This is a genomic window from Xanthobacter autotrophicus ATCC 700552, assembly GCF_043194565.1.
GTDB classification, from domain to species: domain Bacteria; phylum Pseudomonadota; class Alphaproteobacteria; order Rhizobiales; family Xanthobacteraceae; genus Xanthobacter; species Xanthobacter autotrophicus_F.
Genome location: NZ_JBAFVS010000112.1, coordinates 1 through 272 on the forward strand (window position 1 = coordinate 1; position 272 = coordinate 272).

Sequence of the window (272 nt, forward strand, 5' to 3'; positions counted from 1 at the left end):
CCGGCGGGATAGGCGCCGAGCGAATAGACGACGTTCATGGCCACGAGAACGAGCGGCGCGAGGGCCAGCGGCAGGCCCTCGTCGTGCGCCTTCAGCACGAGGAAGGCTTCGCTGAACCGCGCAAGGGTGAACACCACGCCGATGGCGACGACGCCCCAGAACGCGCCGTCGAACTGCCGGAGATCGGCGAGCCGCACCGGCGGCGGACGGCCGGTGGCGCCCTCCTCCCCGATGGCGCGATCCTCGACCCCCAGGATGACGCACGCCACCGC

General features: G+C 72.1%; 1 pseudogene. It reads right to left on the reverse strand.

What is annotated here, in order from left to right:
* Positions 1-272 (reverse strand): annotated as a pseudogene (locus V5F48_RS25140) (MFS transporter); the annotation flags it as partial.